The organism is Haemophilus sp. SZY H35, assembly GCF_018829705.1.
GTDB classification, from domain to species: Bacteria; Pseudomonadota; Gammaproteobacteria; order Enterobacterales; family Pasteurellaceae; genus Haemophilus; species Haemophilus haemolyticus_K.
Map to the genome: position 1 here is coordinate 645310 of NZ_JAHKJZ010000001.1, position 26911 is coordinate 672220.

Annotated in this window: 23 protein-coding genes and 1 other annotated feature; of the genes, 15 read left to right on the forward strand and 8 right to left on the reverse strand. The window is 38.0% G+C overall.

Going from position 1 to position 26911, the window contains the following annotated elements; translation table 11 throughout:
• The first annotated feature begins 86 nt into the window (after window positions 1-86).
• A complete protein-coding gene (locus KP710_RS02955; RefSeq protein WP_048954189.1) occupies window positions 87-1505 on the forward strand; it encodes a sucrose-specific PTS transporter subunit IIBC in 1419 nt (472 codons plus the stop codon).
• A 103-nt stretch (window positions 1506-1608) separates the two neighbouring features.
• Here the strand turns inward: KP710_RS02955 and uvrA are convergent, their stop codons facing one another.
• Window positions 1609-4440: an excinuclease ABC subunit UvrA gene (gene uvrA / locus KP710_RS02960; RefSeq protein ID WP_048954190.1), complete on the reverse strand. Its 2832-nt coding sequence runs from the start codon at window positions 4438-4440 to the stop codon at window positions 1609-1611.
• A 152-nt stretch (window positions 4441-4592) separates the two neighbouring features.
• Here uvrA and KP710_RS02965 point away from each other — a divergent pair, with 152 nt between their 5' ends.
• Window positions 4593-5099, forward strand: coding sequence for a single-stranded DNA-binding protein (locus KP710_RS02965; RefSeq protein ID WP_048954191.1), 507 nt, complete (start codon window positions 4593-4595; stop codon window positions 5097-5099).
• Here KP710_RS02965 and KP710_RS02970 read toward each other — a convergent pair whose 3' ends face one another.
• Window positions 5100-5270: a hypothetical protein gene (locus KP710_RS02970; RefSeq protein ID WP_193388689.1), complete on the reverse strand. Its 171-nt coding sequence runs from the start codon at window positions 5268-5270 to the stop codon at window positions 5100-5102.
• Between the two features lie 28 nt (window positions 5271-5298).
• Between KP710_RS02970 and pyrG the strand changes: the two genes are divergently transcribed.
• The 12 genes from pyrG to KP710_RS03030 all read left to right on the forward strand — a co-directional run bounded on the left by pyrG (window position 5299) and on the right by KP710_RS03030 (window position 17591).
• Window positions 5299-6936 (forward strand): glutamine hydrolyzing CTP synthase, encoded by a 1638-nt coding sequence (gene pyrG, locus KP710_RS02975; RefSeq protein ID WP_005636432.1) that lies wholly within the window; start codon window positions 5299-5301, stop codon window positions 6934-6936.
• Window positions 6937-7126: 190 nt separating this feature from the next.
• Entirely contained in the window at window positions 7127-8437 is a 1311-nt protein-coding gene (gene eno / locus KP710_RS02980; RefSeq protein ID WP_005635098.1) for a phosphopyruvate hydratase, read from the forward strand.
• Window positions 8438-8508: 71 nt separating this feature from the next.
• On the forward strand, window positions 8509-9147 hold the full coding sequence (locus KP710_RS02985; RefSeq protein WP_048954192.1) for an NUDIX hydrolase N-terminal domain-containing protein: 639 nt from the start codon (window positions 8509-8511) through the stop codon (window positions 9145-9147).
• 8 nt (window positions 9148-9155) lie between these two features.
• Window positions 9156-9575 (forward strand): DUF2251 domain-containing protein, encoded by a 420-nt coding sequence (locus tag KP710_RS02990; protein WP_048954193.1) that lies wholly within the window; start codon window positions 9156-9158, stop codon window positions 9573-9575.
• Between the two features lie 12 nt (window positions 9576-9587).
• Window positions 9588-10169, forward strand: a complete 582-nt coding sequence (locus tag KP710_RS02995) for a DUF1190 domain-containing protein (protein ID WP_048954194.1) — start codon at window positions 9588-9590, stop codon at window positions 10167-10169.
• Window positions 10170-11351 carry a glutathionylspermidine synthase family protein gene (locus tag KP710_RS03000; RefSeq protein WP_048954195.1) on the forward strand — a complete coding sequence of 394 codons (1182 nt, stop codon included), beginning with the start codon at window positions 10170-10172 and terminating at the stop codon, window positions 11349-11351.
• 286 nt (window positions 11352-11637) lie between these two features.
• The gene (focA, locus tag KP710_RS03005) at window positions 11638-12492 is read left to right on the forward strand and encodes a formate transporter FocA (RefSeq protein ID WP_048954196.1); all 855 of its coding nucleotides are present in this window, start codon (window positions 11638-11640) and stop codon (window positions 12490-12492) included.
• A gap of 41 nt (window positions 12493-12533) precedes the next feature.
• A complete protein-coding gene (pflB, locus tag KP710_RS03010; RefSeq protein ID WP_048954197.1) occupies window positions 12534-14846 on the forward strand; it encodes a formate C-acetyltransferase in 2313 nt (770 codons plus the stop codon).
• Between the two features lie 80 nt (window positions 14847-14926).
• Window positions 14927-15217, forward strand: a complete 291-nt coding sequence (locus KP710_RS03015) for a putative quinol monooxygenase (protein WP_005636456.1) — start codon at window positions 14927-14929, stop codon at window positions 15215-15217.
• A 212-nt stretch (window positions 15218-15429) separates the two neighbouring features.
• On the forward strand, window positions 15430-16311 hold the full coding sequence (locus KP710_RS03020) for a hypothetical protein (RefSeq protein WP_048954198.1): 882 nt from the start codon (window positions 15430-15432) through the stop codon (window positions 16309-16311).
• Window positions 16312-16324: 13 nt separating this feature from the next.
• Window positions 16325-17065 carry a pyruvate formate lyase 1-activating protein gene (gene pflA, locus KP710_RS03025; RefSeq protein ID WP_048954199.1) on the forward strand — a complete coding sequence of 247 codons (741 nt, stop codon included), beginning with the start codon at window positions 16325-16327 and terminating at the stop codon, window positions 17063-17065.
• A gap of 31 nt (window positions 17066-17096) precedes the next feature.
• On the forward strand, window positions 17097-17591 hold the full coding sequence (locus KP710_RS03030; RefSeq protein ID WP_048954200.1) for a surface-adhesin E family protein: 495 nt from the start codon (window positions 17097-17099) through the stop codon (window positions 17589-17591).
• Window positions 17592-17664: 73 nt separating this feature from the next.
• Here KP710_RS03030 and KP710_RS03035 read toward each other — a convergent pair whose 3' ends face one another.
• From KP710_RS03035 to thrA, 4 genes are all read right to left on the reverse strand, one after another.
• Window positions 17665-18381, reverse strand: a complete 717-nt coding sequence (locus KP710_RS03035) for a DUF554 domain-containing protein (protein ID WP_048954201.1) — start codon at window positions 18379-18381, stop codon at window positions 17665-17667.
• Window positions 18382-18468: 87 nt separating this feature from the next.
• Window positions 18469-19743, reverse strand: a complete 1275-nt coding sequence (gene thrC, locus KP710_RS03040; protein ID WP_215770912.1) for a threonine synthase — start codon at window positions 19741-19743, stop codon at window positions 18469-18471.
• Window positions 19744-19786: 43 nt separating this feature from the next.
• Window positions 19787-20731, reverse strand: a complete 945-nt coding sequence (gene thrB / locus KP710_RS03045) for a homoserine kinase (protein ID WP_048954203.1) — start codon at window positions 20729-20731, stop codon at window positions 19787-19789.
• A 12-nt stretch (window positions 20732-20743) separates the two neighbouring features.
• Complete coding sequence (gene thrA, locus KP710_RS03050) at window positions 20744-23191, reverse strand: bifunctional aspartate kinase/homoserine dehydrogenase I (protein WP_048954204.1); 2448 nt, start codon at window positions 23189-23191, stop codon at window positions 20744-20746.
• 35 nt (window positions 23192-23226) lie between these two features.
• Window positions 23227-23345: a sequence feature (Thr leader region), on the reverse strand.
• Window positions 23346-23515: 170 nt separating this feature from the next.
• On the opposite strand from thrA, the gene KP710_RS03055 reads away from it, so the two are divergent.
• Complete coding sequence (locus KP710_RS03055) at window positions 23516-24220, forward strand: YggS family pyridoxal phosphate-dependent enzyme (RefSeq protein WP_048954205.1); 705 nt, start codon at window positions 23516-23518, stop codon at window positions 24218-24220.
• A 77-nt stretch (window positions 24221-24297) separates the two neighbouring features.
• Here the strand turns inward: KP710_RS03055 and KP710_RS03060 are convergent, their stop codons facing one another.
• Complete coding sequence (locus KP710_RS03060) at window positions 24298-24654, reverse strand: diacylglycerol kinase (RefSeq protein ID WP_048954206.1); 357 nt, start codon at window positions 24652-24654, stop codon at window positions 24298-24300.
• A gap of 14 nt (window positions 24655-24668) precedes the next feature.
• Window positions 24669-26900 (reverse strand): GTP diphosphokinase, encoded by a 2232-nt coding sequence (gene relA / locus KP710_RS03065; protein ID WP_111407145.1) that lies wholly within the window; start codon window positions 26898-26900, stop codon window positions 24669-24671.
• Window positions 26901-26911 lie beyond the last annotated feature (11 nt).

The following is a 26911-nucleotide window of genomic DNA, read 5'->3' on the forward strand; positions in this document are numbered from 1 at the left end:
TCCCCTTATAGGATCATTTCACACTAGCCTGTTTTAATCCTTTCGGCTAAAATCTCGCCATTTCTATTTTAATGAGGAGAAAATCTATGAACTTCCCGAAAATAGCTGAACAAGTGATTGAAAAACTTGGTGGTAAAAATAACATTGCTACAGCAGCTCACTGTGCAACACGTTTACGTATCGTATTAAACGATGAAAGCAAAGTGAATAAAGAAGGTATCGAAGCAATTGAAGGGGTAAAAGGCCAATTCTCTGTGGCGGGTCAGTACCAAATTATTTTTGGCTCAGGTACGGTCAATAAAGTTCATGAACAACTTACTAAACAACTTGGTATTGGTGATGTAAGTAAAGCTGAAGTTGCAGAAGCAGCCTTAGGCCAACAGAATTTACTACAACGTATAGTAAAAGGTTTAGCCGATATTTTTGTCCCAATTATTCCAGCTATCGTTGCTGGAGGTCTATTAATGGGACTTTATTCAATGCTAACCTCTATCGGTTTCTTTTGGGATAATCATTCTGTTGTCACAAAGTATCCTGAAATATCTGATTTAGTTGATTTCATCAATACAATTGCAAATGCACCGTTTGTATTCTTACCTGTATTACTTGGTTTTTCAGCAACACGTAAATTTGGTGGAAATCCCTTCTTAGGCGCAGCATTAGGTATGCTTTTAGTCCATCCTTCATTATCTGATGGCTGGAATTATGCAAAAATATTGATGGAAGGAAATATTAAATACTGGAATGTATTTGGTCTTGAAATTGAAAAAGTTGGCTATCAAGGAACAGTTATTCCAACAATTATTTCGGCTTGGGTATTAGCAACATTAGAAAAGAATTTCCGTAAATTTATACCATCTTATTTAGATAACTTAATTACCCCAATGTTTTCACTTTTTATTGCGGGTTTCCTTGCATTTACGGTAATTGGTCCATTTGGTCGAGAGGCAGGCTCTCTTATTTCAGCTGGATTAACTTGGTTATATGATACATTAGGTTTCTTTGGTGGAGCGATTTTCGGTACTTTATATGCACCAATTGTCATTACAGGTATGCATCAAACCTTTATCGCAGTAGAAACTCAATTGCTTGCCGAAATCACACAAACTGGAGGAACATTCATCTTCCCAATTGCAGCAATGTCAAATATTGCACAGGGCGCAGCTTGTTTAGGTGTAGCCTTAGCATTAAAAGATGCCAAAATTCGTGGATTAGCTGTACCTTCAGGTATTTCTGCATTATTAGGTATCACAGAACCCGCTATGTTTGGCGTAAATTTACGTTACCGCCAAGCATTTATTGCTGCGATGATTGGCTCTGGGTTAGCTAGTGCATTTATTGCATTCTTTAACGTAAAAGCGATTGCATTGGGTGCCGCTGGTTTCTTAGGTATCCCATCTATCAAACCGGACAGTTTGGCAATGTATAGTATAGGAATGGTTATTTCGTTTGTTGTGGCATTCAGCTTATCTTTCTTATTTGTAAGACGTGCACATACTAAATAACCTCATTACATCAAACAAATCACAATAAGAATCAAAAAGATAAATTTCTGCTAGAAATATATCAAAAAATAACCGCACGTCAGATCAAAGTGCGGTTATTTTCTTAACGTTTTTCCAAAATTGGTTTAAGGAATCTGGCAGTATGAGATCCTTCGACTTTAGCAACTTCTTCAGGCGTGCCTGTAGCAATAATTTGTCCGCCACCGCTTCCCCCTTCAGGGCCAAGATCGACAATCCAGTCTGCCGTTTTAATCACATCAAGATTGTGTTCAATGACGACAATAGTATTTCCTTGAGCGCGTAATCGATGCAGTACTTCAAGTAATTGCTTAATGTCAGCAAAATGCAAACCCGTCGTCGGCTCATCTAGAATATACAAGGTTTTACCTGTATCACGTTTAGAAAGCTCTGTCGCTAGCTTAACGCGCTGCGCTTCACCGCCTGAAAGTGTTGTGGAAGACTGACCTAATCGAATATAGGATAATCCCACATCCATCAATGTTTGTAATTTTCTTGCAATCATTGGAATCGCATCAAAAAACTCGCGAGCCTCTTCCACCGTCATATCTAAAACTTGATGAATCGTTTTACCTTTATAACGAATTTCTAAGGTTTCGCGGTTATAGCGTTTACCTTTACATTGGTCGCAAGGGACATAAACATCGGGTAAAAAGTGCATTTCAACTTTGAGTACACCATCGCCCTGACAAGCTTCACAGCGTCCACCACGTACATTAAAGCTAAAACGCCCTGGATTATAACCACGCGCACGCGCTTCTGGCACTCCTGCAAAAAGTTCACGAATCGGAGTAAATAAACCTGTATAAGTGGCTGGATTTGAACGTGGCGTACGTCCAATCGGGCTTTGGTTAATATCAATAACTTTATCGAAATGTTCTAATCCATCGATAGATTGATAAGGTGCATAATCGGTTTTTTCAGCTCTATTTAATGCATTTTGCGCAAGTGGAAATAAAGTGTCATTAATGAGTGTTGATTTTCCTGAGCCTGATACACCAGTTACGCAAGTAAACAAGCCAACGGGAATATCTAAATTTACATTTTTTAAATTATTGCCTGATGCCCCTTTAAGTTTTAGCCATTTTTTCTTATCAAGTGCAGTGCGTTTTTTAGGAATTTCGATTTTATCTGCGCCCGATAAGAATTTTCCTGTGATGGAATTTGGATTCAGCATAATTTCATCAGCATTTCCTTGCGCAATAACTTGCCCGCCATGCACGCCTGCTCCAGGACCGATATCAATAATATGGTCAGCTGCACGAATCGCGTCTTCATCGTGTTCCACGACAATTACCGTATTACCAAGATTACGCAGATGAATTAATGTGTTAAGTAAGCGTTCATTATCACGTTGGTGCAAGCCAATAGAAGGTTCATCTAATACATACATCACACCAACAAGCCCCGCACCAATTTGGCTAGCAAGGCGAATACGTTGTGCTTCACCGCCTGAAAGAGTTTCAGCAGAACGAGAAAGAGAAAGATAATTCAAGCCAACATTGACTAAAAACTGCAAACGCTCGCGAATTTCTTTAAGAATTTTTTCCGCAATTTGCGCTTTTTGACCAGTGAGAGAAAGTGCAGTGAAAAATTCGAGCGTTTCACCAATACTTTTTTCCGCGATCATCGGTAAATTCGTTTTTTCGATATACACATTACGCGCTTCTGGTCGTAAACGAGATCCGCCACAGTCTGCACAAGGGCGATTGCTAATATTTTTCGCTAATTCTTCTCGCACCGACATTGATTCTGTTTCTTTATATCGGCGAGCCATATTATTCAAAATACCTTCAAAAGGATGCTTGCGAATAACCACATCGCCACGATCATTCATATATTGGAATTCAATTTCCTCTTTACCTGAACCATGCATAATGATGTGTTGAATTTTCTTTGGCAAAGATTCATAGGGCGCTTCAACATCAAAATTATAATGTTTCGCCAATGAGGTGAGCATTTGATAATAATAAAAATTACGACGATCCCAACCTTTCACCGCACCACCAGCAAGGGAAATAGTTGGATTTTGTACCACTCGCTCTTCATCAAAATATTGTTGCATACCCAAACCATCACAAGTAGGGCACGCTCCGGCTGGATTATTAAAGGAAAATAAACGAGGTTCTAATTCTGGCACAGAATAACCGCAATGCGGACAAGCAAAATTTGCCGAAAAAACTAATTCTTCCGCTTTCGGATTATCCATATCTGCCACAATCGCGGTGCCACCTGAAAGCTCTAATGCGGTTTCAAAAGACTCAGCTAAACGTGTTGCTAAATCTGACCGCACTTTAAAGCGATCCACCACTACTTCAATAGTATGTTTTTTCTGTAACTCTAATTTTGGTGGATCAGATAAATCGCAAATTTCGCCATCAATACGCGCACGAATGTAACCTTGTGCAGCAATATTTTCTAAAATCTTAACGTGTTCGCCTTTTCGATTTTTGACAACTGGCGCAAGTAACATCATCTTGCTGTCTTCTGGCAAACTTAATACCTTGTCCACCATTTGACTAATCGTTTGTGCCGTTAATGGAACATCATGATCTGGACAACGCGGTTCACCTACTCGAGCAAACAATAAACGTAAATAATCATAAATTTCCGTAATTGTTCCCACCGTAGAACGTGGATTGTGTGAGGTAGATTTTTGTTCAATCGAAATTGCAGGCGAAAGTCCCTCAATAGAATCCACATCAGGCTTTTCCATTAAAGATAAAAACTGACGTGCATACGCCGAAAGAGATTCAACATAGCGGCGCTGCCCTTCTGCATAAAGTGTATCAAACGCTAAAGAAGATTTTCCCGAACCTGAAAGCCCTGTGATAACCACAAGTTTATTGCGTGGAATAGTTAAATTAATATTTTTCAGGTTATGGGTTCTAGCCCCGCGAATATCGATATTTTCCATAAAATAACTCAAAAGGATGAAATAAGTTTAAATTCTGCGATCATTATCGCATATTTTAACATCTGTGCAAATATCCAGTTAAAATATATAGATCTTTTGAAAAATTTCAGGCAAAATAACCGCACTTTTTAAGATAAAAAATGAGGTTTTTTATGGCTGGAGTTAATAAAGTCATTATTGTGGGTCATCTAGGCAATGATCCTGAAATTCGTACCATGCCAAATGGCGATGCTGTAGCAAATATTAGCGTAGCGACTAGTGAAAGCTGGAATGACCGCAATACTGGCGAGCGCCGTGAAGTAACGGAATGGCACCGCATTGTATTCTATCGTCGTCAAGCGGAGATTTGTGGTGAATATTTGCGTAAAGGCTCCCAAGTTTATGTGGAAGGTCGTCTAAAAACGCGTAAATGGCAAGATCAAAATGGCCAAGATCGTTACACCACAGAAATTCAAGGTGATGTAATGCAAATGCTTGGTGCGCGTAATCAAAACGCAGGTGGCTACCCTAGTGATATGGGATCTGCACCACAACCATCTTACCAAGCTCGTCAAACTAACAATGGTGGTAGTTACCAATCATCTCGTCCAGCACCACAACAAGCTGTACCACAGGCTGAGCCACCAATGGATGGATTTGATGACGATATCCCATTTTAATTAAAATAATTTGAAAACCATCTTTTGATGGTTTTCTTTTTTCTCTGGGTTTTCATTGAGATAATTTTCTAAATCAGGTAAACTACCGTCCCGTCTTTGATAGCTAGTTATCTTCGATTTTTGACCGCACTTTTGGTTGATTTTGTCTGTAAGATGATTAGCTATAATCATTTATATCCCAATACAGATTAGGTTCCCTATGGCTACAAATTATATTTTCGTCACTGGCGGTGTGGTTTCATCGTTAGGTAAAGGCATTGCGGCAGCATCATTGGCGGCAATTTTAGAAGCTCGTGGTTTAAATGTAACCATTATGAAATTAGATCCATATATTAATGTGGATCCAGGTACGATGAGCCCAACCCAACATGGGGAAGTTTTCGTCACTCAAGATGGTGCAGAAACAGATTTAGATTTAGGTCACTATGAGCGTTTTATTCGCACGAAAATGACTAAACGTAATAACTTCACCACAGGCAAAATTTATTCTGAAGTATTACGTAAAGAGCGTCGTGGCGATTATCTTGGTGCAACAATTCAGGTGATTCCACATATTACCAATGAAATTAAAGATCGCGTTATTGCTGGCGCTCAAGGTCACGATGTTGTGATTGTTGAAGTGGGCGGCACTGTTGGGGATATTGAATCACTTCCATTCTTAGAAGCATTACGTCAATTAGCCGTTCAAGTTGGTCGTGAACACACGTTATTTATGCACTTAACTTTAGTGCCTTATATTCCAACTGCGGGTGAAGTAAAAACTAAACCAACTCAACATTCTGTAAAAGAATTGCTTTCTATTGGTATTCAACCTGATGTGTTGATTTGTCGTTCAGATCGTATGATTCCGCCAAATGAGCGTGCGAAAATTGCTTTATTCTGTAACGTTCCAGAACGCGCAGTCATTTCATTAAAAGATGTAAATTCGATTTATCAAATTCCCGCATTATTAAAATCTCAAGGTTTAGATGATTTTGTCTGTGAACGTTTCCGTTTAACTTGCCCTGAAGCGGATCTGTCTGAATGGGAGCAAGTGCTTTACAAACAAGCCAATCCAGTGGGTGAAGTGACCATTGGGATGGTGGGTAAATATACTGAGTTACCCGATGCCTATAAATCTGTAAATGAAGCATTGAAACATGCAGGTTTAACGAACCGTTTAAGCGTTAACATTAAATATATTGATTCCCAAGATGTTGAAACCAAAGGTGTTGAAGTATTAAAAGGCATTGATGGCATTCTTGTTCCTGGTGGATTCGGTTATCGTGGTGTGGAAGGTAAAATTCGTACCGCACAATATGCACGTGAAAACAAAATTCCTTACTTGGGCATTTGCTTAGGTATGCAGATCGCGTTGATTGAATATGCACGTAATGTAGCAGGTTTAACTAAAGCCAACTCGTCTGAGTTTGATAAAGATTGTGAACAACCTGTGGTTGCATTAATCACGGAATGGCAAGATGCGGATGGTAATACAGAAGTGCGTACCGATGAATCAGATCTTGGTGGAACAATGCGTTTAGGCGCACAACAATGTCATTTAGTGTCAGGCAGCCGTGCTCGTGAGCTTTATGGCAAAGAAACCATTGAAGAACGTCATCGTCATCGCTATGAAGTGAACAATACCTTACTTCCACAAATTGAAAAAGCAGGATTGAAAGTAACGGGTTTATCTGCAGATAAAAAATTGGTAGAAATTATCGAAGTGCCAAATCATCCTTGGTTTGTCGCTTGCCAATTCCATCCAGAATTTACTTCTACGCCTCGTGATGGTCATCCGTTGTTTGCAGGCTTTGTAAAAGCAGCCTATGAAAATCACAAACAATCAGTGAAGTAATGGATTAAATTAGAGTAAAAAGAGCGGTGAGAAATGACAAATTTTTTCACCGATCTTTTATTTTGTAAAAATAGATAAAGATCAAAGCATACGCATTTTTTACAAGACAAAATCTCAAAATAGCTTTATTATATCGCCTGTTTTAGGCTCGCCTAACCCGTTTTAATTAACTTAATTGAGGAAAATAAAAATGGCAAAAATTGTTAAAGTGATTGGTCGCGAAATCATCGACTCACGCGGTAATCCAACTGTTGAAGCTGAAGTCCATCTTGAAGGTGGTTTTGTTGGTTTAGCTGCGGCTCCATCCGGTGCATCAACTGGTTCTCGCGAAGCATTAGAATTACGCGATGGTGACAAATCTCGTTTCTTAGGTAAAGGCGTATTAAAAGCTGTAGCAGCAGTAAATGGTCCAATTGCTGAAGCAATTCTTGGTAAAGATGCGTCTAACCAAGCTGAAATCGACCAAATCATGATCGATTTAGACGGAACCGAAAACAAATCTAACTTTGGTGCAAATGCAATCTTAGCGGTATCTTTAGCAAACGCAAAAGCAGCTGCAGCATCTAAAGGTTTACCACTTTACGCTTACATCGCAGAACTTAACGGCACTCCAGGTGTTTACTCTATGCCATTACCAATGATGAACATCATCAACGGTGGTGAGCACGCAGATAACAACGTTGATATCCAAGAATTCATGATTCAACCAGTTGGTGCAAAAACGTTACGTGAAGCACTTCGCATCGGTGCAGAAGTGTTCCACAACCTTGCGAAAGTATTAAAATCTAAAGGCATGAGCACTGCTGTTGGTGATGAAGGTGGTTTTGCACCTAACTTAGCCTCTAACGCTGACGCTTTAGCATGTATCAAAGAAGCAGTAGAAAAAGCAGGTTACGTATTAGGTAAAGACGTGACTTTAGCGATGGACTGCGCATCTTCCGAGTTCTACAATAAAGAAACTGGCAAATACGAAATGAAAGGCGAAGGTCGTTCATTCACTTCTCAAGAGTTCACACACTATCTTGAAGAATTAACTAAACAATACCCAATCGTGTCTATCGAAGATGGTCAAGATGAATCTGACTGGGAAGGTTTTGCATACCAAACTAAAGTGTTAGGCGACCGCGTTCAATTAGTGGGCGATGACTTATTCGTCACTAACACCAAAATCTTAAAAGAAGGTATCGAAAAAGGTATCGCAAACTCTATCTTAATCAAATTCAACCAAATCGGTTCTTTAACTGAAACTTTAGCTGCAATCAAAATGGCTAAAGATGCAGGTTACACAGCGGTTATCTCTCACCGTTCTGGCGAAACTGAAGATGCGACTATCGCTGATTTAGCGGTGGGTACAGCAGCAGGTCAAATCAAAACTGGTTCTATGAGCCGTTCTGACCGTATTGCGAAATACAACCAATTAATCCGTATCGAAGAAGCATTAGAACGCGCAGGTACTCCAGCAGCGTTTCCTGGCTTAAAAGCGGTTAAAGGTCAAGCGTAATTCACGCTGAATTTACTGTAAAATCTCACCGCACTTTGTATAAAAGTGCGGTGTTTTTTTAGGGAGTTTTTATGAATACTCAATCTGATTCACTGCTTACTGAACCTTGGTTATCTTGGGCGATTGAAATTCAAAGTATTGCACAAAGTGGCTTGGCTTATTGTAAAAATATTTATGATATAGAACGCTATGAGCGACTTCGAGATTTAGCAGCTGAAATGATTAGCCATAAAATGGCAATACCAAAAGAAACGGTTAAAAATCTTTTTTGTAATGAGGATGGATACCAAACTCCCAAAATAGATACTCGGGCAGCGATTTTTCAAGACGATAAAATTTTGTTAGTGCTAGAAAATGATGGACTTTGGTCATTGCCTGGGGGATGGGTTGATGTATTGGAGACGCTTCATAGTAATACAGTAAAAGAGGTGTATGAGGAAGCAGGGCTTGATGTGAAGCCAACTTTTATTATTGCGATTCACGACCAACATAAGCATAACTATCCACCTTTGGCTCATCGTGTACAGAAGGCTTTTATTATGTGTGAAAGATTGTCAGGTGAATTTAAGAAGAACAGTGAAACGTTGGAGTCTGCTTATTTTTCCTTGGATAAACTTCCACCAATGAATGATGCAAAAAATACGAAAGCTCAAGTAGAGCTTTGTTTTCAAGCATATAATAGTCGCCATTGGATTACACAATTTGATTAGGAAAGATTATGTTACATTTAACTTTAGAGGATGAACTCTTTTTAGGAACGCCAAAGCAAGTGGGAACGCATTCTACGGTATTTGAGCATTTTGCTGTAATGTTTGAAGATGACGGTGAAACGGGCTATTTTTATGCACTTGATATGCGTCAAAATGCTCAACCGATAGTGGATATGTTGCATGTGTATAATGTTGATTCAACCTCTAATCCTCATGAAGCACGCAAACTTGAAATTTGTTGGGATGAGAGTGGTTATTTAGCATTGTTGCTTATTAATGGTTATCCTCATGCCGTATTTGATTTTGCTCGTTTAGTCGGCTATAACAGCAATAAATATCCACAACCAGATTTAATGAGTATGTGGACTCGTGAAGAAATTACCAATAAACAGGCCGAGCAATGGCTAGGCGTGAAAACCATTCGATAAAAATTGAGAACAATGAAAAAGAAAAATCAGATTTTAGTTAGTTTATCTATTGTGGCCTTATTAGGAGGCTGTTCAGAAGAACAAGTACAACGTGATGTGTATCAGTCTTTAGATGATTGTTTAGCGGATTGGAAAAAAATTGAGCTTTGTGAGGTAGATAAAAATACCGAGAGTACTCAGAAAACTGAAACCACACCACAACAGGGGCTTGGTTTAAATATTCGTGATAATGGTAATGAAGAAAGTGCGGTAAAAAATCCAGCTGAAAATAATGCACAAGCGAATCAAAGCGAGAACAATGTCGAATCGACTGCAAAAGCTGAAAGTACCGATCCTTCTTTAGGGGCCGCGATTGCTGGTGGAGTTATGGGGTATATGGCGGCTCGTGCAATTAGTAGTTTCCTTGGCCCAAGTTATCATCCCGGAAATCGCGCTGTCACCACGCCAACAGGGCAAGTTGTGCAACCGCAAACAAATCGTTCTGTTGGAAAACCAATGCTTGTGAAAGGAAATGCAGGAAGCATGAATAGTAAACCTGTATCTCGTGGTGGTTTTAGTAGCCCAAATAATACTAATCGTAGCAGTGGGGGCTAAATGAAACGTGTAACAGGGTTTCCTACTCGTCCAGATATGGTGCAACAGCTACTTAATGTTGGATTTGATTACTATAACTTGCCTTCCAGTGATGGATCTCATTATTGGTCTGATAATGTCGCCTATGAATTTACCTTAGCGGAAATTGATCGCATTGAGGATACAACTAATGAATTACATTCAATGTGTTTAGATTTTGCGGCGGATGAAATTAAAAAAGGCGATTATGAAAATTACCGTTTTACGGAGTTGCAAAAACAGCTTATTGAAGCCTCTTGGCGTAATCAAGATCCTTATTTATATGGACGCTTTGATTTTGGCTATGATGGTGAAAACCTAAAAATGTTTGAATATAACGCCGATACGCCAACATCCTTGTTGGAGGCTGCGGTTGTTCAATGGCAGTGGTTGGAGCAAATTGAGGGCTTGAAACATCGGGATCAATTTAACTGGATTCATGAAGAATTAATAAAACATTTCCAATTTTTGAAACAACAAAGTGGCAAAACCGATTTCCATTTGAGTGCTATGCAAGATGCTGGCCGTGAAGATTGGGGCAATGTGGATTATTTAGCTGATGTGGCTTATAACGCTGGTTGGAATATTCATCAATTAGCGGTAGAGGATATTGGCTATAACAGCGAAACAAAAAAATTTGTAGATTTAAATGATCAGCCTATTGAAATGTTATTTAAATTGTATCCGCTAGAATGGTTAAGCCACGCTGAGTTTGCTCGTCATATTACAACGGCTGAAACACGATTTATTGAGCCTGCGTGGAAAATGCTGTTAAGTAATAAAGCACTATTGGCAAAACTTTGGGCGCGTTATCCTAATCATCCGAATTTATTGCCTGCTTATTTTACGCCCTTCGAATTACCAAAAGATTTATCAATGTGGGTGAAAAAACCGTTGTTAGGTCGAGAAGGTGCCAATGTATTCTATTATGAGAAAAACCATGGCGTAGAATTTGCAGCGAAAGGAAGCGAACACTCTGCGTTTTATACTAATTCAGGTTATGTTTATCAACAAAAATTTGAATTGCCGAGTTTTGATGGAATGTATCCAATTATCGGCTCTTGGGTTGTGGGTGATGTGGCTTGCGGTATGGGATTACGCGAAGATTTTACTGCAGTGACGGGGAATGATAGCCATTTTATACCTCATTATTTTGTACCTTAATGTGTCCTGAGTATTGCTAAAATAACTAGAAAACAAACCGCACTTTTGTCTTTTTTGATAAAAGTGCGGTTATTTTTTTACCTAAAAACTATTACTAAAGAGTTATGGTTATTTTATCTGAAAAAATCTTGCAAAATATCAAATTTTGTTAGAATAAATCGTAGCATTTCTTTGAAATGAAAAATTAAAAGAGTAAAATGTCCCTGGTAGTAGAAGTATTTGAAGTTGTAAACATATTAGAAGTATTAAATTTTCATCAATTTTTTTTAATATTTGGAGTTTGATTATGGCATCAGAAATTCAAAAACTGTCTTCTGTTGCGCTCACACCTGTTGAAGCAACGGATTGTGCAGAAAGTACAGCTACTTATAAAGCAAATAAACGTCCATTTTTATCGTTTATGTCTGGCATTAGTGCTGGAGCTTGTATTGCTTTAGCTTTTGTATTTTACACGACAACACAAGCTGCTAGTGCCGGAGCACCTTGGGGACTGACCAAATTAGTGGGTGGGTTAGTATTCTCATTAGGTGTGATTATGGTGGTGATATTAGGATCTGAATTATTCACCTCTTCTACTTTAACCTTAGTTGCCCGTGTTGGTGGTAAGATAACCACAGCGCAAATGATCCGAAATTGGATTGTCGTATATTTAGGTAACTTTGTGGGCGGCTTATTTATTGCTGCAGTGATTTGGTTTGGGGGACAAACCATGGCAGCAAATGGCCAATGGGGTTTAACAATTCTTGCAACCGCCCAACATAAAATTCATCACACGTGGTTTGAAGCATTTAATCTAGGTATTTTATGCAACATTATGGTGTGTGTGGCGATTTGGATGTCTTATTCTGGTAAGACTGTTACAGACAAAGCTTTTATTATGATTATGCCGATTGGTTTGTTTGTTGCGTCAGGATTTGAACACTGTGTGGCTAATATGTTTATGATTCCGATGGGAATTATTACTGCACATTTTAGTACTCCTGAATTTTGGCAACAAATCGGCGTTGATCCGATGAAATACGCAGATTTAGATTTGTATCATTTCATTGTGAAGAATTTAATTCCCGTAACGTTGGGAAATATTGTCGGCGGGGCAATTTGCATGGGTGTATTCCAACGTTATTTAACCAAAACGCATTAAAGATTTATTTACTTATTTATTAATTAACAAAGGAAATGACTATGTCAGAACTTAATGAAGCGCAAAAATTAGCGTGGGCTGGTTTTACTGGTGGTGATTGGCAAGAAAATGTCAATGTACGTGACTTTATCCAAAAAAACTACACCCCATATGAAGGTGATGATTCTTTCTTAGCAGGTCCAACTGAAGCGACAACAAAACTTTGGGAGGCTGTAATGGAAGGAATCAAAGTTGAAAACCGCACACATGCGCCATTAGACTTTGACGAGCATACGCCTTCAACAATTACTTCTCACGCACCAGGTTATATTAACAAAGACTTAGAAAAAATCGTTGGTCTTCAAACTGATGAGCCTTTAAAACGTGCCATTATGCCATTTGGTGGTATCAAAATGGTGGAAGGGTCATGCAAAATTTACGGTCGAGAATTAGATCCTGAAGTGAAAAAAATCTTTACTGAATACCGTAAAACCCACAACCAAGGTGTATTCGATGTTTATACGCCAGATATTTTACGTTGCCGTAAATCTGGTGTATTAACTGGTCTTCCAGATGCTTATGGTCGTGGCCGTATCATCGGTGACTACCGTCGTGTAGCACTTTATGGTGTTGACTTCTTAATGAAAGATAAATACGCACAATTCTCTTCTTTACAAAAAGATTTAGAGGATGGCATAAATCTTGAAGCAACAATTCGTTTACGTGAAGAAATCGCAGAACAACACCGTGCATTAGGCCAATTAAAACAAATGGCTGCAAGCTATGGTTATGATATTTCTAACCCAGCGACTAATGCTCAAGAAGCCATTCAATGGATGTACTTTGCTTATCTTGCTGCAATCAAATCACAAAATGGTGCGGCAATGTCATTCGGTCGCACTGCAACCTTTATCGATATCTATATCGAACGTGATTTACAAGCAGGTAAAATTACTGAAACTGAAGCGCAAGAATTAGTTGACCACTTAGTCATGAAACTCCGTATGGTTCGTTTCTTACGTACACCTGAATACGATCAATTATTCTCAGGTGACCCAATGTGGGCAACTGAAACCATCGCAGGTATGGGGTTAGACGGTCGTACATTAGTAACCAAAAATACATTCCGTATTTTACACACTCTTTACAACATGGGTACTTCTCCAGAACCAAACTTAACTATTCTTTGGTCTGAACAATTACCTGAAAACTTCAAACGTTTCTGTGCGAAAGTATCGATTGATACCTCATCAGTTCAATACGAAAACGATGATTTAATGCGTCCAGACTTCAACAATGATGACTACGCAATCGCATGTTGTGTATCACCAATGGTTGTGGGCAAACAAATGCAATTCTTCGGTGCACGTGCAAACTTAGCGAAAACATTGTTATACGCAATCAACGGCGGTATCGATGAAAAATTAGGTATGCAAGTAGGTCCGAAAACTGCACCAATTACTGATGAAGTATTAGATTTCGATACAGTCATGACCCGTATGGATAGCTTTATGGATTGGTTGGCAAAACAATATGTGACTGCCTTAAACGTAATCCACTATATGCACGATAAATATTCATACGAAGCAGCATTAATGGCATTACATGACCGTGATGTATACCGTACCATGGCTTGTGGTATCGCAGGTCTTTCTGTTGCGGCTGACTCACTTTCAGCAATCAAATATGCGAAAGTTAAACCAGTTCGTGGCGACATCAAAGATAAAGATGGCAATGTTGTTGCAACTAACGTAGCAATCGACTTTGAAATCGAAGGTGAATATCCACAATATGGTAACAACGATAACCGTGTTGATGACATCGCTTGTGACTTAGTTGAACGTTTCATGAAGAAAATTCAAAAACTTAAAACTTACCGCAATGCAGTGCCTACACAATCTGTATTAACCATTACTTCTAACGTGGTTTATGGTAAGAAAACTGGTAACACCCCAGATGGTCGTCGTGCTGGTGCGCCATTCGGACCAGGTGCAAACCCAATGCACGGTCGTGACCAAAAAGGTGCGGTAGCATCATTAACTTCTGTAGCTAAACTTCCATTTGCTTACGCGAAAGATGGTATTTCTTATACCTTCTCAATCGTACCAAATGCGTTAGGTAAAGATGCCGAAGCACAACGCCGTAATCTTGCTGGCTTAATGGATGGTTACTTCCACCACGAAGCAACAGTTGAAGGTGGTCAACACTTAAATGTGAATGTGTTAAACCGTGAAATGTTGTTAGACGCAATGGAAAATCCGGATAAATATCCACAATTGACTATCCGTGTATCTGGTTACGCAGTACGTTTCAACTCTTTAACTAAAGAGCAACAACAAGACGTCGTAACTCGTACATTTACTGAGTCTTTCTAAGTAAATAAAATTATGTTTTAATATAAACCACTCACAGAATAGTTTTGTGAGTGGTTTATTTTTATATAGGAGAGCAAATTATGCTAACAGTTATTGCCCAATTTTCAGTAAAAGCGGACAAAATTAATGATTTTCTAACTCAATGCCAAGAATTAATTAAGCATACTCGTCAAGAAACAGGATGCGTATCTTATGAATTACAACAAAATAGCGAGCAGGCTAATCATTATGTTTTTATTGAGCAATGGAAAAGCAAAGCCGATTTAGAACAACATTTTGCAACGCCACACTTTACCTCAATTGTACCTGTATTGGTCGAGTATTGTGAACAAGCGCCAGTGGTGCAAACCTTTCAAAAAGTCAGCGAATAATGACCGCACTTTGATAAATATATTTTAATTATGAGCCTGATTTAAATCAGGCTCATTTTTTATAGACCAAATCTTTGGTAAAATTTAGCTATATCTAATTTTAGGAAATCTATGTATGTCAGTTCTTGGAAGAATTCACTCTTTTGAATCTTGTGGTATGGTAAGTGATTTGAGGATTTTCATTATTTTGTTTTTATTAAGGGCAATATAAAGTGATATTGGGTATTATAGTATTCTTTGCTTTGCTTAGTTTGTGGATGCATGATTATGGTTCTCAAAATTTAGAAAAATTACTATGTATATTGAGAAAAAGGCCATCCTCATTTATTCCTTTCTTAATACTAATACTTACACTATTCTGGTATGAGTATAGGTTTCATCTTCCTTATATTAGTTCATTATTATTTATTCCACATGAGCTAAATATTAGCAATGAAATTCTAGATATATTGACTCCTGCAATATTATTGTTTTTATCATCCTTTTATATTTTTCAGGTTTTACTGGTTAAGGTAAGGAGATTTGGTGAGAAAATTAATTTAAATAAAAATATTTCATTATTAAATAAACTAATAACAATTCTTGTTGCTGTTGTTTTTTTTCCTATGGTAAAGTCTTTTGTTGGGGCTAGTATAAATACAACAATTATTGGTATTGTAGGGTATTCCTCTGAGTATTTCCCTTATTTTCAAAATGTAGTGCTCTCTATTTGTTTGATTCTTCAGTTTGTGTTTATTATTTTTTTAATGAATATTTTATTTATATATTCTTACTTTATTATTTTAAAAAAATATTTTTTTAGTTTGTTTCGTTTATTAAGTTTTTTTATATTTTTGGCAATTTTAGGTAACAATATATATTTAACTTGGATTGTCTTTGACCGAATACAATTCATTTTGTCTGAAAATGGAGATAGCAAAGAAATTAGGGAGCTTCTATTGGTTACCTCATATAATGAAATACCAAATAGGTGTAATTTATTATTAGATAGTTATGGAAAAAAAGAAAATGCATTATTGGCTTTTATAGATAAAGATTCTGTTTCTCTTTATATAATAAAAGAAAACAAATTTATTAATGAGTCATGTAGATAATATTGGAGATGTCATGTCTGTTTTAGGAAGAATTCACTCTTTTGAATCTTGTGGCACTGTAGATGGGCCAGGTATTCGTTTTATTTTATTTATGCAAGGCTGCTTGATGCGCTGTAAATATTGCCACAATCGTGATACTTGGGATCTTGAAGGTGGTAAAGAAATCAGTGTCGAAGATTTAATGAAAGAAGTTGTGACTTATCGCCATTTTATGAATGCTACTGGCGGTGGTGTTACGGCATCTGGCGGTGAGGCTGTGCTACAAGCAGAGTTTGTGCGTGATTGGTTCCGGGCTTGTAAAGCGGAAGGGATTAATACTTGCTTAGATACAAATGGTTTTGTACGTCATTATGATCATATTATTGATGAATTATTAGATGTAACGGATCTTGTTTTACTCGATTTAAAAGAGCTTAATGATCAAGTTCATCAAAATCTTATTGGAGTACCAAATAAACGTACCCTTGAATTTGCAAAATATTTGCAAAAACGTCATCAACGTACATGGATTCGTTATGTTGTTGTTCCTGGTTATACTGATAGCGATCACGACGTGCATTTATTAGGTCAATTTATTGAAGGTATGACCAATATTGAAAAAGTTGAACTTCTTCCTTACCATCGATTAGGTGCGCATAAATGGAAAACCCTTGGGTTAGATTATGAGCTTGAAGATGTATTACCGCCAACCAAAGAATCATTAGAGCATATTAAAACAATCCTAGAAGCTTATGGGCACACTGTAAAATTTTAGAATGAATGTCAGCTAACATAAGGAGTAAATAATGAAAAAACTGATTTTAATATTATCATTTGGGTTACTTAGCGCTTGTTCTATTCATCCTAAACAAAATCCAATACAACAAGATGTAAAACTCGCAACACCAATAGAAATTAGAAATGGCTATATTCGTCTAGTGAAAGATATAAATTACTATATCGATACTAGTTCAATTTGGGTTGATAATGAAGAACCTCAAATTGTCCATTTTGATGCAGTGATTAACTTAGATAAAGGTTTATTTGTTTATCCAGAAACTAAACGTTATGCCCGTTCTGTTCGACAATATAAAATATTAAATTGCCAAAACTATCACTTAACCCAAGTCCGTACTGACTTCTACGATGAATTTTGGGGCGAAGGCGTACGTGCAGCCCCTAAAAAGCAAAAAAAACATACTTTACGCCTAATGCCTGATACTACACTTTATAATGCTGCACAAATTATTTGTGTAAATTATGGTAGAGAAATATCTGAAATAAAATCAACTAAAAAATAGAAATAAAAAATAGAAATAAAAAATAGAAATAAAAAATAGCTATAAATAAATTTATAGCTATTTTTCTTCTCTATTAAAAGAAACTTTGCCAAAGATAAGAAATCGGCATTGCTAAAAAAAGTGCCGGTAGCATATTTGCTACGTGGAACATTTGAATATTGCAAATTCGAAAACCTGTAGCAATCATCAACACTCCACCTACAGCGCCAAAATCAGCACGCATTTCAGGTGTGACAAAAGGGATAATAAATACTGCTGAATATGCCAAAATAGATTGTAATAAGGTTTGTGGGATAAAAGTTGTTGTCACCGCATAACCTAATGTTGTTGCAAAAATCATTGCAGTGAAAAAGTCCAAGAAAGATTTTACGATTAAGATGCTTGGGTCCCCTGTCATGCCTTCATTCATTGCACCAAAGATTCCAGTTCCACTAAAAGAAGCAAGAATCACAAGAGCCACAAATTTTCCTAAAAATTCATCATGACTAATCCCTTTAGGGGCTGAAGGAAATACCCGTTCTACTAGACTTTTAGCATAGCTAGCCAATTTATTAATACCATTTTCAAGCAAGATGATTTCACCAATAATTGTTCCAATCAGTATAGATAAAACCATTGCTGGCATACTTTCTACTTTAGAAAGCATTACTATTCCCATACACATTGAACACAAACCAAAAATTAATGTTAAATTAACTCGTAATCGTTCTGGTAATTTTCCACCAATCATTGCACCGATTAATGTGCCAGTAATAATTGCTGCCGCATTAATATAAGGCCCCACTATCATTATACTTCCCCTATTTTTCAAAAATAAAATAGCGCTTAAATATCAAGCGCTATCTTTAACATCTCAATTAAAATTTACCGCACTTTATTACTTCAATAAGTAAGCCCGTAGTTGTGCAAAATCATTATCCATTTCATCAGAAAGCAATGGTAACTGATTATGTTTATCCAGTGCTTCAGGTAATGAAAGCTGAATACCAAGAATACGTTCTACGGATTCTTTAAATTTCGCAGGATGCGCTGTACACAGAAAGATTCCTGTTTCACCTGCTTTAAGTTGATCTTTCAACACTTGGTAAGCTATCGCACCGTGCGGTTCACATAAATAACCTTTTGCCTGCATCGCTTTTAAGGTATCTTCTGTTTCACTATCACTTAGCATTCCGGAACCTAAATCACTTAGATTCCAGCCATTTCGTTTAAACAATTCTTCCACTCTCGGCCAATTATTTGGGCGACTTACATCCATTGCATTAGAAAGGGTTGCAACTGTCGTTTTAGGATCCCAATTTCCCGATTTCAAATAACGTGGCACTGTATCATTTGCGTTTGTTGAGGCAACAAAGCGTTTTATTGGCAAGCCTAATGTTTTTGCAATTAATCCTGCAGTTAAGTTACCAAAATTACCACTTGGCACAGAAACCACAACATTATCACGTTTTTCTTTTGGCAACTGTGCTACAGCCTCAAAGTAGTAACAAACTTGAGCTAATAAGCGGCTGATATTAATAGAATTTGCAGAGTTAAGTCCGATAGCTTGGCGCAATTCACCATCATCAAAGGCTTGCTTAACCAAAGCCTGACACGCATCAAAATCACCGTTAATCGCAACAGTACGAATATTCCCACCTAAAGTACAGAATAGCTTTTCTTGTAATGGGCTGATTTTGCCTTTTGGATAAAGGATAACTACATTAATATTTTCTAATCCATAAAATGCATGTGCTACAGCGGCTCCGGTATCGCCAGACGTAGCCGTTAGAATGGTGATTTTTCCATCACCACGAACTGCTGCAAGTGCCTGAGCCATAAAACGGCCACCAAAGTCTTTAAATGCTAATGTAGGCCCATGAAATAATTCAAGTGCATAAATATTATCTTCCACTTTTTCTAACGGTGCGGTGAAAGTGAATGCATTTTTTACCATCTTATCTAACGTTGCTTTCGGTAATTCTTCACCAATTAATGCACCTAGAATTTTTTGGCTACGCTCCACAAGAGGCAATTCAAGTAATTCATCAATGTTATTAAGTTGAGGAATAACTTCAGGAAAGAATAAACCTTGATCCCGACCAAGTCCTTGACGAACAGCCTGAGAAAAAGTGACTTGTTCTTCGGGATGTTTGATATTGTATAAATTCATATTTAATCCGTTTTTAATTTAATTTTATCTATTTAAATTATGCTTATTTAATTTCTCTTGCGCCTTCGTTATCAACCTTACATACATGCACAAAACCTTCATTATTTTGTAAATAATGATTCTCTAAATAAGTTGAAAGTTTAATTGCAGTTTGTAAATCTGGGGCAATAGAGAAAATTGTTGGGCCTGAGCCTGAAATACCTGTGGCAAGTGCACCTAAATCGCGTGTAGCTTGTTTTACTTCAGCAAAATTAGGTAGCAGAGATTCACGATAAGGCTCGGCAATGACATCTTTCATCATAATCGCCGCAAGGTTTTCCTGATGGGTATGGCAAGCATGCACAAAGCCACCTAAATGACGACCATGGGCAATCACGTCTTGTCGAGTATAGCTTTTCGGTAAAATTGCTCGAGCTTCAGCAGTAGAAACTTCAATTCCCGGATATGCTAACACCCAATACCAATTATCAAAAAATGGCAATTTTTGACAAATATTGCCGAGCGATTGCACCATAAATTGCACACCGCCAAGATAGCAAGGTGCAACATTATCATAATGGATTGAACCAGAAATACGGCCTTCCAATTCTCCCATCATTTCAAGCAACTCCATTTTCGAAAAAGGGCCATCATGAAACTGATTTAATGCCACTAATGCAGCAACAATAGAACAAGCACTAGAGCCTAAACCAGAGCCTATAGGCATATTTTTTTCTAACGTTAAACGTAAAGGTTTAACATTTCCTCCGCGTAATTTTAATTGCTCGCTAAATAGCACATAAGCTTGGTAAACAATATTTTTTTGTGGTTCTTTCGGTAATTTACGAACAAAATAGCCCGCACTTTCTAACTCAAAACCACTTGATATAGATTCTATTTGAACCACATCACCTAACAATGAACCATCAATAGGAGAGATCGCGGCACCTAAAGTATCAAAACCTACGCTAATATTCGCGCTAGATGCAGGGGCGTAAATTCTTAACATTGGGAATCCTTATTAATGTTGTAATGTTCTTAAAATATCTGCAAAGATACCTGCCGCAGTAACTGCATTGCCTGCGCCATAACCACGTAATAAAAGTGGGATAGGTTGGTAATAACGAGTATAAAATGCCAAAGCATTTTCACCATCTTTCACTTTATAAAGAGGGTTATTCTGATCAACTGCAACAATAGATACTTTACATTTACCTTCGCAAATTTTTCCAACATAACGCAATACTTTTCCTTCAGCTTTAGCGGTAGAAACACGAGTTTTAAACTCTTCATCAAGCTGTGGCAATATTGCCATAAATTCATCTGCAGATTTTCCTTCAGAGAAGCCTTTCGGCAATACGCCTTCAACTTCAACATCTGAAAGTTCAAGCTCAATTCCAGCTTCACGAGCAAGAATTAATAATTTGCGCGCTACATCTTGTCCCGAAAGGTCATCACGAGGATCAGGCTCAGTAAACCCTTTTTCTCGGGCAAGTGCGGTGACTTCTGAAAGAGAAAGTCCTTCTTCCAATTTACCAAAAATAAAGGAAAGGGAGCCAGATAAAATACCTTCAAAATATTCAAGCTCATCGCCCGCAGCAAGTAAGTTTTGAAGATTTTCAATAACTGGCAAACCTGCGCCCACATTGGTTTCATACAAAAATTTATGTTGGCTTGCTTGAGCATTTTGACGTAACTCATTGTAATAAGCTAATTCTCGTGTATTCGCTTTTTTATTTGGCGTAACCACATGGAAACCTTCTTTTAACGCACGAGCATAAAGCCCTGCTACAGATTCGGCTGAGGTACAATCGACAAATACTGGATTCACCACATGATGTAATTTTATGAAAGAAAGCAATACATCAAAATCTGATGGCTGAGTCGCATTTTCTAAATCGTTTTTCCAATCGTCTAAACATAATCCATTTTCATCGAGCAACATGCGGTTGGAATTCGCAATAGCGCAAACTCGAATTTCAACATTCTTCTTTGCTAGATACTCCTTTTGGCGCTTTACCTGCTCAATTAATTCTCCGCCTACTCCACCAACGCCCACTAAAAACATATCCACGACTTTTTTATTATTGAAAAGCGCCTGATGGGTAGCTTTCACCGCTTCAATCGCTTTATTTTGCGGCACAACCGAAGAAATTGAACGTTCACTAGAACCTTGTGCAATCGCCACAATGCTAATATTTGCCTGTGCTAACGCAGAGAAGAAACGAGCAGCAATACCCTTCGCTTGTTTCATTCCATCGCCTACTACAGAAATAATGGATAAATCTTTAATCACTTCAATTGGTTCTAATTGATGTTCGTTTAATTCATTAGCAAACTCAGTTTCTAGTACAGTTTTCGCTACTTCTGCAGATTTCACAGGCACACAGAAACTAATACTATATTCAGACGAAGACTGAGTAATTAAAATGACTGAAATGCCTGCTCCTGACATAGCTGAAAATACGCGAGATGCCATTCCTACCATGCCTTGCATACCAGGGCCTGATACATTAAACATCGCCAAGTTATCTAAGTTAGTGATACCTTTGACTTGTAAACCTTCTGATTTCACATTGCCATCAATAATAGAACCTGGCGCAGAAGGATTTCCTGTATTTTTAATGACACAAGGAATATTTTGTGGCAACAATGGGCCAATCGTACGAGGATGAATCACTTTCGCACCGAAATAAGAAAGCTCCATCGCTTCACGATAAGAAAGAGTTGGTAATAAACGTGCATCTGGCACTAAACGCGGATCACAAGTATAAACGCCATCCACATCGGTCCAAATTTCGCATACGCTTGCGCCTAAACAAGCGGCTAAACAGGCTGCAGAATAGTCTGACCCATTACGACCGAGCAGCACTAACTCACCTTTTTCATTACCCGCAGTAAAGCCTGCCATAAGCACTACTTTATCTTTTGCGATACTTGCTGCATCAACACGTTTTGTGGATTCTTCAATTTCAACAGAAGACTCAAGATAACCGCCTTTTGCTAATAATTGTTTGACAGGATCCACAATATGTACGCTATAGCCACGCGCTTCAAACCAAGCTTTCATCATTGCGATAGAAAGTTTTTCACCACGGCAATCAATCGTCGCTTTAACTGCATCTTCTACTTTTCCTGCCTGACGAATTTCTTCTAATAATCCTTTAATTTGAGCAAATTCAGCATCAATAAGCGCTTTGGTGCCATTTAAGTCGAATTGATTATTTTCGGCATGTAAGCCATTGATGATGTTATAGAAAATTTCGATTGCTTCGTTGAAATGCGTATCGGTTGGTTGATTTAATGCAGCTTTTTCAGAAAGGGCGACGAGATGATTAGTTATTTTGGCTGGTGCTGATAAAACACCTGCAGCCTGCTCTTCTAAATGAGCTTGCTCGATCAATTTCGCTGCTTGGGAAAAACGTTCCGGATTTGCAAGCGAAGTGCCGCCAAATTTAAGTACGCGCATGATTGGTTCTCCTAGAGATATTGTGTTTTTGAATTTATAAAAAAACCCGCTATTCAGTTGAATCGCGGGTTTTCTGTATCCTGTTTTTTGGTGCACTAACCCGCGCCATTAATCATAGTAATGGTCATCATAATAGTGGTAATCGTGCTAATGATTACGGATAAAGTGCGGTTATTTTTCATTGTGTTTTATCTTGAAAAATGAATACGTAAAGAAATACCGAAATTTCCCGAGCTTGTCAAACAGAAAGTAACAAATTTTTCAGAAATTTTCTCAGTAAATAAATTTCGTGTAAACTAACCGCACTTTTATAAAGGAGAACCTATGGATATCCAGCATAATCTCAACCTAATTCATCAAAAAATTAAAACAGCTTGCGAAGAAGCAAGACGCGATCAAAATACTGTTAAATTACTTGCCGTATCTAAGACCAAACCTATTTCCGCCATTATTTCGGCTTATCAAGCTGGACAAACGGCTTTTGGGGAAAATTATGTGCAAGAAGGTGTAGAAAAGATCCAATATTTTGAATCTCAAGGTATTAACCTTGAATGGCATTTTATCGGTCCATTACAATCGAATAAAACACGTCTCGTTGCAGAACATTTTGATTGGATGCAAACACTTGATAGAGCAAAAATTGCAGATCGTTTAAATGAACAACGACCGACGAATAAGGCACCGTTGAATGTCTTAATTCAGGTTAATATCAGCGATGAAGAAAGTAAATCTGGTATTCAACCAGAAGAAATGCTAACACTGGCAAAACACATCGAAAATTTACTGCACTTACGCTTACGTGGCTTAATGGCTATACCCGCGCCAACTGATAAAATCGCTGAACAAGAAGCCGTGTTCAGAAAAATGTCCGATCTATTTGAACAACTAAAACAGGCCTTACCCAATCAACAAATTGATACCCTTTCTATGGGAATGACCGATGATATGCCGAGCGCAATTAAACGTGGCTCAACAATGGTAAGAATTGGTACCGCTATTTTTGGCTCAAGAAATTATACCCAAAAGTAAAATGAATAATTAAAAACGGCTTATGTTTCCATAAGCCCTCCCCAAAATATACTGTACCTTAAAAAATATTCCGTATATTAGAAAAATAGGATTCCCCCCCAAACAACAGCAACAATACAAAGAGCAATAAATACCGATGCAGAACCTTGATCTTTCGCACGCCCTGAAAGCTCGTGGCGTTCTGTACCAATGCGATCGACAACAGCCTCCACCGAACTGTTTAAAAGTTCCAACGCCATCACAAGCAAAACAGAAGAGAGCATCAAGATAATTTCAATTTTTGTTTCGCCTAAAAAGAAAGCAAGAGGAATTAAAATGCAGGCTAAAAAACATTCGTGGCGAAAAGCCGTTTCATTTTTAAACGCACTTTTTAAGCCTTGTAATGAATATTTAGTGGAATTGATTAAATGGGCTAGCCCCGTCGTTTTATACATAAATTTTCCTATTTTTATAAACGTTTCGCTTCGATAACATCATCTAATTTTGCTAATCGAGCCAATATTTTACTCAAACTTTCAACATTATGGAGTTCAATTTCCATATCAATAGTTGCAAGTTGTTTTTTTGTATCAGCACGGCTTGACACCCCTAATACACTAATTTTTTCATTTGCTAGAACGGTCGTAATATCACGTAATAAGCCATTGCGATCGCCTGCCACAATACGGATATTAATATGGAACCCACTTGCGTAATTTTCACCCCAAATAGATTCTACTACTCGTTCTGGGTGAGCCGCTTGCAAATCTAAGAACTGTTCACAATCTGCTCGGTGAATAGAAATACCACGCCCCATAGTGATATAACCAACAATCGCATCGCCAGGAATAGGTTGGCAGCAACGTGCAATATGATGCATAAGATTGCCCACACCTTCCACAATCACATAACCATTGTTTTTCTCAGATTTCTGCTGAGAATTCACCGCACTTTTGTTAGCGACATGACGTAAAATTTCTTGATCAGCTTCTTCAGCGGTCACTTTAATCAATTTACTTTGCAAGAAATTGATTAAGTTATTTAAACGAATATCACCACTGCCAATGCCGGCATAAAGATCGTCCAAATTTTTCAAGTTATAGCGTGGTAACGCATAAGGTTCCACTTGCTTTATACTTAAATTTAAACGCACGAGTTCATTATCGAGTAATTCTTTACCCGCTGGAATATTTTTATCGCGATCTTGTTTTTTAAACCACGCTTGAATTTTGGCTCGAGATTTTGCGGTGTGAGTAAATCCTAAATTGGGGTTTAGCCAGTCACGGCTTGGATTCGGATTTTTCTGGGTAATAATATCAATTTGATCACCCATTTGTAGCTGATAAGTAAATGGCACAATACGTCCTGCTACTTTTGCTCCGATGCAACGATGACCAATTTCACTATGAATGGCATAAGCAAAATCTAACGGTGTAGATCCAGTTGGCAAATCCACCACTTCACCTTTTGGCGTAAACACATAGACGCGATCGTCAAATACTTGGCTACGCAACTCTGCCATCACTTCGCCAGAATCCGTAATATCATCTTGCCAAGCTAATAATTTACGCAACCATGCAATTTTTTCTTCATAGGCAGACATACTGCCTGTATTGCCTTCTTTATATTTCCAGTGAGCCGCCACACCTAACTCTGCATCATCATGCATTTGTTGGGTTCGAATTTGCACTTCAATTGGCTTGCCGCCTTTACCTAAAACAACAGTATGAATGGATTGATAACCGTTTGGTTTCGGGTTCGCGACATAATCATCAAATTCTTTGGGTAAGTGTTTAAATTGAGTATGCACAATCCCAAGTGCGGTGTAACAATCTTGCAATTTTTGCACGATAATTCTGACCGCTCTTACATCATATAAACCGCTAAACTCAAGATGCTTTTTCTGCATTTTGCGCCAAATGCTATAAATATGTTTCGGACGACCATAGACTTCTACTTGCTCGATATTTTCGCGTAAATAACCGCTCAACTCACTGACGAAATCAGCAATGTAATGTTCACGATCAAGACGACGTTCCTGCAATAATTTAGCAATAGCGCGATATTGTTCAGGATGGAGATAACGGAAGCAGTAATCTTCTAACTCCCATTTCAACTGACCTATCCCAAGACGATTGGCAAGAGGGGCATAAATATTAGAACATTCTTTGGCAGCAAGGACTTTGTCTTCCTCTGCGCAACGATGCTCTGCATCACGCAAGAAAGTAATACGTTCGGCAAGTTTAATGATTACACAGCGGAAATCGTCCACCATCGCCAACAACATACGGCGAACATTATCTACTTGTAAGGCATTAGCTGAGTGACTAGCATTAAGTTGACGGATGTTATCCATCTCCAACACACCTTTAAGTAATTTAGTGATTTTCGCACCAAACTTTTCTTTTAGGCTTTCCCAATCGGTTAATTTATTTGCAACCACAGGAAACAACATTGCAGTAAGCAATGTTTCCGCATCCATATTAAGTTCGTGCAAAATTTCTACCATTTCCACACCAGACTGGAGCATCAAGGTAGCATTCTTCATTTCATCGGGATGGGTGCTCATTAAGTCACGTGCGTAATACCACGCATCGATCAAACTTTTTTCTGTTTGTTCTGCCAGTTTTAAGCCAGCGCACCATTGTTCAATCACAAAATCCTGCGGATTTAACAAATGAGAACCACGAACAGCAACCATAACACCCCCTT

What these genes read in the sequence shown, in the direction of transcription:
- KP710_RS03000 (WP_048954195.1), top strand. Translation starts at nt 10,170, where the DNA reads ATGAAACGTGTAACAGGGTTTCCTACTCGTCCAGATATGGTGCAACAG.
- thrB (WP_048954203.1), bottom strand. Translation starts at nt 20,731, where the DNA reads ATGTTAAGAATTTACGCCCCTGCATCTAGCGCGAATATTAGCGTAGGT.
- KP710_RS02970 (WP_193388689.1), bottom strand. Translation starts at nt 5,270, where the DNA reads ATGATTATAGCTAATCATCTTACAGACAAAATCAACCAAAAGTGCGGT.
- KP710_RS03035 (WP_048954201.1), bottom strand. Translation starts at nt 18,381, where the DNA reads ATGATAGTGGGGCCTTATATTAATGCGGCAGCAATTATTACTGGCACA.
- KP710_RS03055 (WP_048954205.1), top strand. Translation starts at nt 23,516, where the DNA reads ATGGATATCCAGCATAATCTCAACCTAATTCATCAAAAAATTAAAACA.
- KP710_RS02965 (WP_048954191.1), top strand. Translation starts at nt 4,593, where the DNA reads ATGGCTGGAGTTAATAAAGTCATTATTGTGGGTCATCTAGGCAATGAT.
- pyrG (WP_005636432.1), top strand. Translation starts at nt 5,299, where the DNA reads ATGGCTACAAATTATATTTTCGTCACTGGCGGTGTGGTTTCATCGTTA.
- KP710_RS02955 (WP_048954189.1), top strand. Translation starts at nt 87, where the DNA reads ATGAACTTCCCGAAAATAGCTGAACAAGTGATTGAAAAACTTGGTGGT.
- KP710_RS02985 (WP_048954192.1), top strand. Translation starts at nt 8,509, where the DNA reads ATGAATACTCAATCTGATTCACTGCTTACTGAACCTTGGTTATCTTGG.
- KP710_RS03015 (WP_005636456.1), top strand. Translation starts at nt 14,927, where the DNA reads ATGCTAACAGTTATTGCCCAATTTTCAGTAAAAGCGGACAAAATTAAT.
- pflB (WP_048954197.1), top strand. Translation starts at nt 12,534, where the DNA reads ATGTCAGAACTTAATGAAGCGCAAAAATTAGCGTGGGCTGGTTTTACT.
- KP710_RS03060 (WP_048954206.1), bottom strand. Translation starts at nt 24,654, where the DNA reads ATGTATAAAACGACGGGGCTAGCCCATTTAATCAATTCCACTAAATAT.
- focA (WP_048954196.1), top strand. Translation starts at nt 11,638, where the DNA reads ATGGCATCAGAAATTCAAAAACTGTCTTCTGTTGCGCTCACACCTGTT.
- KP710_RS02995 (WP_048954194.1), top strand. Translation starts at nt 9,588, where the DNA reads ATGAAAAAGAAAAATCAGATTTTAGTTAGTTTATCTATTGTGGCCTTA.
- thrA (WP_048954204.1), bottom strand. Translation starts at nt 23,191, where the DNA reads ATGCGCGTACTTAAATTTGGCGGCACTTCGCTTGCAAATCCGGAACGT.
- eno (WP_005635098.1), top strand. Translation starts at nt 7,127, where the DNA reads ATGGCAAAAATTGTTAAAGTGATTGGTCGCGAAATCATCGACTCACGC.
- KP710_RS02990 (WP_048954193.1), top strand. Translation starts at nt 9,156, where the DNA reads ATGTTACATTTAACTTTAGAGGATGAACTCTTTTTAGGAACGCCAAAG.
- thrC (WP_215770912.1), bottom strand. Translation starts at nt 19,743, where the DNA reads ATGAATTTATACAATATCAAACATCCCGAAGAACAAGTCACTTTTTCT.
- pflA (WP_048954199.1), top strand. Translation starts at nt 16,325, where the DNA reads ATGTCTGTTTTAGGAAGAATTCACTCTTTTGAATCTTGTGGCACTGTA.
- KP710_RS03030 (WP_048954200.1), top strand. Translation starts at nt 17,097, where the DNA reads ATGAAAAAACTGATTTTAATATTATCATTTGGGTTACTTAGCGCTTGT.
- uvrA (WP_048954190.1), bottom strand. Translation starts at nt 4,440, where the DNA reads ATGGAAAATATCGATATTCGCGGGGCTAGAACCCATAACCTGAAAAAT.
- relA (WP_111407145.1), bottom strand. Translation starts at nt 26,900, where the DNA reads ATGGTTGCTGTTCGTGGTTCTCATTTGTTAAATCCGCAGGATTTTGTG.